The sequence below is a fragment of the Rhodococcus sp. Q genome (assembly GCF_005503035.1).
Taxonomy (GTDB): Bacteria; Actinomycetota; Actinomycetes; order Mycobacteriales; family Mycobacteriaceae; genus Rhodococcus_G.
On the sequence record NZ_SCOY01000006.1, the window covers coordinates 266,669 to 273,940 of the forward strand.

Sequence of the window (7,272 nt, forward strand, 5' to 3'; positions counted from 1 at the left end):
CTCCCGGAATGAGGCATCGGCCCCATCTTCAGGAGCCGACACCTGCCGGACTCCCGGCCAATCCGTGGTCGATCGCGGCGAGCGACGCCTGGATCCGGTTGCTGACACCGAGCTTCGTGTAGACGTGCTCCACGTGGTTGCGCACGGTCTTCTCGGAGATGACCAGTTCAGCGGCTATGTCACGGTTCGAACTGCCCTGCGCGACCATCCGCAGGACCTGCACCTCGCGGTCGGTGAGCCCCGCCGGCCACGGAGTGCGGCGCGGCCCGCGATGCCCGGCAGCGGTGAGGACGGCTTCAACGGACTCGGGATCGAGTCGGCCCGACCGGGCGTCCCGCCGCAACGACTCCGCCGCCTCGGATGCCGTGTGCGCGGGACGGGACGGTCGCGGTTCGATCAGCCGCCGATAGGCGTCCGCCGCGGCGAGCACCCGCGCGGAGGGACCGAGATCGGGCGCGGTGGTGCCGCGCGGAAAACCGCTGCCGTCGAGCCGCTCCCGATGCTCGGACGCGACCGCGACGACGTCCTCGAGGCCGGTGACCCGGCTCAGTATCCGTCCGGTCAGGTACGGGTACAGCCGCACCCGCTCCCACTCGGCAGGCGTCAACGGCCCGGTCTTGTCCCAGATCCGGTTCGAGACCCCCATCCTCCCCAGGCCGTGCACCAGTCCGGCCCGGTACAGGAGACGCTGCTCCGCATCGGACATGCCCCGACTGCGAGCGGCGCCTCGGGCCAGGTCCGCCACCGCGCGGGAATGACCGAGCAGGTGCGGGCACTTGAAGTCGACGAACTCCCCCATCGCGCCGAGGAGGGTGTCGAGTTCGTCCGGGGTCAGGCGGCGGTCCCGGTCGGGCGCGAGGTCCACGGCAGCGGACCAGACGTCGTCGTCGAGCAGGCCGTCGGTGATCTCGGCTGCGTCGGCGACGAACACGTCGACCACCTGTGGGCAGAACTGCCGTCCGCGCCGCGCGGCGACAACCTCGACTGCGCGCCCGACCCCCGCCGTCCGCAGGTGTACCTCGGCCACGTCGGCGACCGCGATCACCCGGGACGCCACGGGGATCGCCTCACCTTCGACGCCCGCGGGCAGTCCGCGTCCGTCCCACCGCTCGAACGTGTACGCGAGGACGTCGACGACACCGTCACCGAGGCCTGCGCGGGCGGCGAGCGCCTGCGCCGACGTGCAGTGCGAGGTGATCAGTCGGGTGACCCGGGACCGCGCCGTCCACCCCACCGTCACCGCGTTCAGTCCGCGCGCCCACGTCCCTCGGTCCTCACCGGCGTGACGCAGGATCAGCCGGAGCATCGGCCAGCCGACCATCTCGATCCCGTACGTGTCGGCGCGGAACGCGATGTCGTCACCGACGAGCGCGGCCAGTTCGTGGGAGTCCGCGTGGCACCCGATCCAGCCGACGAGGGTGCCGTAGTAGACCGCGGCCCGGTCGGCCTCGGGAACACCGAGCCGCTCGGCGAGCCGGGACGCGATCAGCGACGACCGCAGCATGTGCTCCATCGGCTGCCCGAGACCGAGATCGATGGCCAGCGACAGTGCCGCCAGCACTTCCGCCCGCCTCGGCCCACCCGCGGCGTCGAACGCCGCATTCGCGCGCACCAGACGATTGTCCCCCACACGCCTGCCGCACACAGCACGGCGGCGCCGACCCCGCGTTGAGCGGGATCGGCGCCGTCGTGGTCGCCTAGGTCAGCGGGCGGATGTCACAGGCCGATCGTGCGAGCGATCCACGGCCACGACTTGTGGAGGTCGTCCTGCCAGTAGCCCCACGAGTGGGTGCCGTTCGGACGGAAGTCGAACGTCGACGGGATGTTCAGTGCGTTCAGACGCTTGAACAGGTTGTTGGTGCACAGCAGGGTGGCACCCTCGATGGCACCGCCGAGCAGGACCTGGTTCGCGAGAGCCGCATTGCTCCCCGTCTTCGCGAGGGTGTCGTGTGCACCCGGGAGACCGTTTCCGCTCGACATGTAGATCTCGGTGCCGCGCAGCTTCTCGGCGTTGACGACCGGGTCGTTCTCGACCCACCCTGCACCGCTGGTCGGACCCCACATGTTCTCGGTGTCGCCGCCGCCACGGGACTCGACGACCAGCTTGATGTAGGCCTGGCCCGCGGGGGTGCTGGTCTCGGCGCAACCGCTGTAGCCTGCGACGCTCTTGTACAGGCCCGGTGCCTGAATCGCGAGGTTGAGGACGCTGGTTCCGGTCATGGAGATCGCGGCGAGCGAGTTGACGCCGTTACCCTTGAACGCTCCGTCGATGATCGGAGGAAGTTCCTGGGTCAGGAAGGTCGTCCACTTGTTGCGGCCGAGCTCCGGATCGTCCTTGAGCCAGTCGGTGTAGTAGCTGAACGCGCCACCGATCGGGGTGACGACGTTGACCCTCTTGTCGGAGAAGAACGACGCCATGTCGGTGCGACGCTGCCAGGTCGCGGAGTCCTCGCCGCCGCCTGCGCCGTTGAGCAGGTACAGCGTCGGGCGCGGAGCGCTCATGTCGGCGGGCATCTGGATCTTGACCGGGATGGTCTTGTCCATCGACACCGAGTGCACGTAGGCGGTGACCTGACGGCCGGTGCCGTCGACACGCTCCAGCGACGACCCGTTCGGGGAGACCGCGCTCGGAGCGGCGTTCGAGACGCCACCCACGCCGAGCAGCGGCAGAACGGTCAGTGCGGCGGTTACGGCCGCAATGCGACCGAACCTGCGGCCGGGTCCACGGAACTTGGGCATCTTCCCACCTTGTGATCTGTCGGGCGCTGCGGTCTGTCGGGCGCTCTGTATGCGTGTGATCTGGCTTTGCTCGGGGGGCGCACCCATTCAGCAGTGCGACCCCACCATTACCTGTGGGGTCGCGACGATCGAGTGCGCGCTCACAGTGTGTCCGAGTCCGCGCCCGTTGTCCAAAGTTTCGTCGAAGTTTGTGGACGAATGTCCTACATCGCTCGACCCTCCGGACGTGCGGGCCGCGGCCCCGGCGCGGCACGAGGCCGACCCACCCGAAGGTGAGCCGGCCTCGCGTGGAACCGGGTGGGACCGTCAGGCCCCGGGAGGAAACGGACTCAGAAGTCCATGCCGCCCATGCCGCCGGTCGGGTCGCCCATGGGAGCAGCGGCCTTCTCCGGCTTGTCGGCGACAACGGCCTCGGTGGTCAGGAACAGGGCCGCGATGGACGCCGCGTTCTGCAGCGCCGAGCGGGTGACCTTGACCGGGTCGTTGATGCCCGCGACGAGCAGGTCCTCGTACACGTTGGTCGCGGCGTTCAGGCCGTGTCCGGTGGGGAGGTTGCGGACCTTCTCCGCGACGACGCCCGGCTCGAGGCCGGCGTTGAACGCGATCTGCTTGAGCGGAGCCTCGAGGGCGACGCGAACGATGTTCGCACCGGTGGCCTCGTCACCCTCGAGCTTCAGGTCGTCCAGGACCGGAGCGGCCTGCAGCAGGGCCACGCCACCGCCGGCGACGATGCCCTCTTCGACGGCAGCCTTCGCGTTGCGGACGGCGTCCTCGATGCGGTGCTTGCGCTCCTTGAGCTCGACCTCGGTCGCAGCGCCGGCCTTGATGACGGCGACGCCGCCGGCCAGCTTCGCGAGGCGCTCCTGCAGCTTCTCGCGGTCGTAGTCCGAATCCGACGCCTCGATCTCGGCGCGGATCTGGTTGACGCGACCGGCGATGGCGTCGGCGTCGCCTGCACCCTCGACGATGGTGGTCTCGTCCTTGCTGACGACGACCTTGCGGGCGCGGCCCAGCAGCTCGATGCCTGCGGTCTCCAGGGAGAGGCCGACCTCTTCGCTGACGACCTCGCCACCGGTGAGGATGGCGATGTCGGCGAGCTGCGCCTTGCGGCGGTCACCGAAGCCCGGAGCCTTGACGGCGACGGACTTGAAGGTGCCACGGATCTTGTTGACGACCAGGGTCGACAGGGCCTCGCCCTCGACGTCCTCGGCGATGATCAGCAGCGGCTTGCCGGCCTGGATGACCTTCTCGAGCAGCGGCAGCAGGTCCTTGACCGTGGAGATCTTGGAGCTGACGAGCAGGATGTACGGATCCTCGAGGACCGCTTCCTGACGCTCGGCGTCGGTCGCGAAGTACAGCGAGATGTAGCCCTTGTCGAAGCGCATACCCTCGGTGAGCTCGAGCTGCAGGCCGAAGGAGTTGGACTCCTCGACGGTGATGACGCCTTCCTTGCCGACCTTGTCCATGGCCTCGGCGATGAGCTCGCCGATGGACGCGTCGCCTGCCGAGATACCGGCGGTGGCAGCGATCTGCTCCTTGGTCTCGACCTCCTTGGCGGTGTCGAGCAGCTTGGCGGTGACGGCCTCGACGGCCTTCTCGATGCCGCGCTTCAGACCCAGCGGGTTGGCGCCGGCAGCGACGTTACGCAGACCCTCACGGACGAGCGCCTGAGCGAGGACGGTGGCGGTGGTGGTGCCGTCGCCAGCGACGTCGTCGGTCTTCTTGGCGACCTCCTTGACCAGCTCGGCGCCGATCTTCTCGTAGGGGTCCTCGAGCTCGATCTCCTTGGCGATGGACACGCCGTCGTTGGTGATCGTGGGGGCGCCCCACTTCTTCTCGAGCACGACGTTGCGACCCTTGGGTCCCAGCGTCACCTTGACGGCGTCGGCGAGGCTGTTCAGGCCACGCTCGAGGCCGCGGCGGGCCTCTTCGTCGAACGCGATGATCTTGGCCATTGCGAAGTGATCCTCCGGATTGGGGGTGACACGCAAGGCGACCGCTCGTCGGGCCGCCTCAGTTGTTCGCGGGGTGACCGCACGCGGTTTCCCCGTTCACATGGCCAGGCTCGGTGCCCGCGACGGACGACCGGGGGTGTCGATGGATCCCGGTCTCACCGTCCCGACCTGGCACTCACGCGTCGTGAGTGCCAAGTGCATTTTTAGCACTCACCGGGGGTGAGTGCAAGGTATCGGCGGTCCGCCGCGGGCACCTGTGTGTCAGAAAATCAGCGGCGGATCAGCGGATCAGGCACACGGCGCCGGTGTTCAGGTTGACCGCGAAGGACAGCGGACCGACGCAGTTGACGCCTCCCGACTCGGCCGTCGCACCCGAACCCCAGCCGGCCAGGGCCAACGTGGTGTTGCCGTTGTCGGTGCTCGCCTTCGCGATCCCGCCACCGATCGCGAAGGCGTTCGCCTGACCCGCCGCCTTCGACGTGCTCAGCGCGATACCGAAGCCGGTGGCGAACGTGTTCGCGGTGCCGCCCTGCGCGACGCTCACCGCGGTGCCGCTGTCCATCGCGCCCGCGTTCGCGGCACCACCGACCGTGGCGGTCGCGCCGCAACTCGCGTCACCGATGACGTGGATGTCGTTCGGCGACGGCGGCGAGACGCAGTCCACGCGGGCGGCGGACGCGACACCCGTCCCGGCGACGGCGAGCCCGCCGACGACCGCGAGTCCCGCCGCGATCGACGCGCCGGTGCGCACGAGACGGTGGGAGTGGAAGGACAGGGAACGGGAACGGAACACGGTGCGCACGAAACTCCTCGGGACAGAGTGAACGACAGGACAGTGAACGACGGTGCCGTCGACCGTACCGAATGAAGCGCCGCCGGACCGCACGCTTTCGCCGACCTCTCAGTCGGCTGCACCCTGCTCGCCGTCGAGGGCGTCCAGCAGCGCGGGCAGGTCCGCAACGGAGTCGACGACATGGTCGGGCGTGCCCGAGGCCGACTCGACCGCGGCCTGCCGAAACTTGCCGGTCCGCACCAGAACCCCCGTGAATCCGACGTACTGTGCGGCGAGCACGTCGTTCGCGACGTCGTCGCCGATCATGACCGCGTGCTCGGGGTCGATCCCGACGAGCGCGGCCGCCGTGATGAACCCCGTCGGCGCGGGCTTGCCGATCACCGTCACGCGCCCGCCGCCCGCCGCCTCCAACCCGGGGAGATAGGCACCGGTGTCGATCTTGACCCCGTCGTCGGTCACCCATGACAACCCGCCCTGCATCGCGACGACGGGCACACCCTGCTGCATCAGGCCAACGACACGACTGAGGGTGTCGTGATCGAACTCGGGTCCCGCTCCACCCAGCACGACGACGTCGGGATGCTCGTCGTCGAGGCGGACGCCGGGCAGGTCCTCGGTGACGTCGCCGTGGTTCACGAGCAGACACCGGGCGTCGGGGTACGTCGAACGCAGGTACTCCGCCGTCAGCGCGGCGGCAGTCACGATCTCGTCGGGCGTGACGTCCATACCGGCTGCGCACAGGGACGCGGCGATCTCGGATCGGGTGCGCGAGGTGGTGTTGGTGAGGAAGGCAAGCGGGCGGGCTCGCCGACGGACCGCATCCAGCGCAGCGGCCGCACCGGGGATCGCCTGCCACGACGTGACAAGCACCCCGTCTATGTCGAACAGCACGCCGACAGTCACAGCACCAGTATGCGCGGGATCGGTCACAGCCATCAGGAACGGACGGGTGGCGTCGGCGGCGCCGTCAACGGAAGTGGCCCCGCACCAAGTCGTCGGCTTCCCGCTGGGTCAGCAGTCGTTCCAGTCGCTCGCTGGGCCACGTCTCACGGCGCCGCCAGGTTCGTGCGCTGGGCAGCATCGGAACGGCGTCGGTGTGCGGCATGGAACGGAGTGCGGCAGGAAATTTCACGATGAGCTCCGGGTGTGGGTGCCGACCCTTGGGTCGACCACGGTGTGACTACCCTGTTCATCGCCCGACGCGCACCCCCCATTACACCCTCGCCGACCTCTCTTGACGTACGGCCGCGTCCGGGAAAACATGTGTAACCGTCAGTAGCGCTTACCCTCATGAACCGGAGCACCCTGTGACGAACACCCTCGAAGCGAGCATCGAGATCGACGCCACCCCCGAGGCGGTGTGGAAGGTCGTGTCCGACCTCGAACGCATGGGCAAGTGGAGCCCCCAGTGCAAGGTGATGAAGGTGCTCGGCGGCCCCGTCCGACACGGCAGCCGGACCGTCAACGTCAACAAGAAGGGCCTGCTCGTGTGGCCCACGACGGCCAAGGTCATCCGCTTCGAACCGAGCCGGGCCATCGCGTGGCGCGTTGCGGAGAACCACACCATCTGGACCTACGAGCTCACCGCGACCGACACCGGTACCCGGGTGACCGAGCGCCGCGAGGCCCCCACGGGCACCACGAAGGTCTCGTCGTTCCTCGTCGACAAGTTCATGGGCGGCACCGCGGGCTTCGAGGTCGACATGATCGCGGGCATGAACACGACCCTGGCGCGTATCAAGAGCGAGACCGAGTCGGCCACCGCCTCGGCTCGCTGAGGGCGGG

7 protein-coding genes are annotated in these 7,272 nt (G+C 68.9%); 1 reads left to right on the forward strand and 6 read right to left on the reverse strand.

Going from position 1 to position 7,272, the window contains the following annotated elements; genetic code table 11:
• Window positions 1-28 precede the first annotated feature (28 nt).
• From FFS72_RS09585 to FFS72_RS26385, 6 genes are all read right to left on the reverse strand, one after another.
• Complete coding sequence (locus FFS72_RS09585; RefSeq protein ID WP_137873701.1) at window positions 29-1,612, reverse strand: HD domain-containing phosphohydrolase; 1,584 nt, start codon at window positions 1,610-1,612, stop codon at window positions 29-31.
• Between the two features lie 104 nt (window positions 1,613-1,716).
• Complete coding sequence (locus tag FFS72_RS09590; RefSeq protein WP_050065519.1) at window positions 1,717-2,739, reverse strand: alpha/beta hydrolase; 1,023 nt, start codon at window positions 2,737-2,739, stop codon at window positions 1,717-1,719.
• 329 nt (window positions 2,740-3,068) lie between these two features.
• The gene (gene groL, locus FFS72_RS09595; protein WP_137873702.1) at window positions 3,069-4,694 is read right to left on the reverse strand and encodes a chaperonin GroEL; all 1,626 of its coding nucleotides are present in this window, start codon (window positions 4,692-4,694) and stop codon (window positions 3,069-3,071) included.
• A gap of 280 nt (window positions 4,695-4,974) precedes the next feature.
• Window positions 4,975-5,487, reverse strand: a complete 513-nt coding sequence (locus FFS72_RS09605) for a DUF6764 family protein (RefSeq protein WP_171018614.1) — start codon at window positions 5,485-5,487, stop codon at window positions 4,975-4,977.
• A 108-nt stretch (window positions 5,488-5,595) separates the two neighbouring features.
• Entirely contained in the window at window positions 5,596-6,423 is an 828-nt protein-coding gene (locus tag FFS72_RS09610) for an HAD-IIA family hydrolase (protein WP_137873704.1), read from the reverse strand.
• A gap of 31 nt (window positions 6,424-6,454) precedes the next feature.
• Window positions 6,455-6,619, reverse strand: coding sequence for a hypothetical protein (locus FFS72_RS26385; RefSeq protein WP_171018602.1), 165 nt, complete (start codon window positions 6,617-6,619; stop codon window positions 6,455-6,457).
• A 175-nt stretch (window positions 6,620-6,794) separates the two neighbouring features.
• On the opposite strand from FFS72_RS26385, the gene FFS72_RS09615 reads away from it, so the two are divergent.
• Window positions 6,795-7,265, forward strand: coding sequence for an SRPBCC family protein (locus tag FFS72_RS09615; protein WP_137873705.1), 471 nt, complete (start codon window positions 6,795-6,797; stop codon window positions 7,263-7,265).
• The last annotated feature ends 7 nt before the right edge of the window (window positions 7,266-7,272 follow it).

What these genes read in the sequence shown, in the direction of transcription:
- FFS72_RS09590 (WP_050065519.1), bottom strand. Translation starts at nt 2,739, where the DNA reads ATGCCCAAGTTCCGTGGACCCGGCCGCAGGTTCGGTCGCATTGCGGCC.
- groL (WP_137873702.1), bottom strand. Translation starts at nt 4,694, where the DNA reads ATGGCCAAGATCATCGCGTTCGACGAAGAGGCCCGCCGCGGCCTCGAG.
- FFS72_RS09610 (WP_137873704.1), bottom strand. Translation starts at nt 6,423, where the DNA reads ATGGCTGTGACCGATCCCGCGCATACTGGTGCTGTGACTGTCGGCGTG.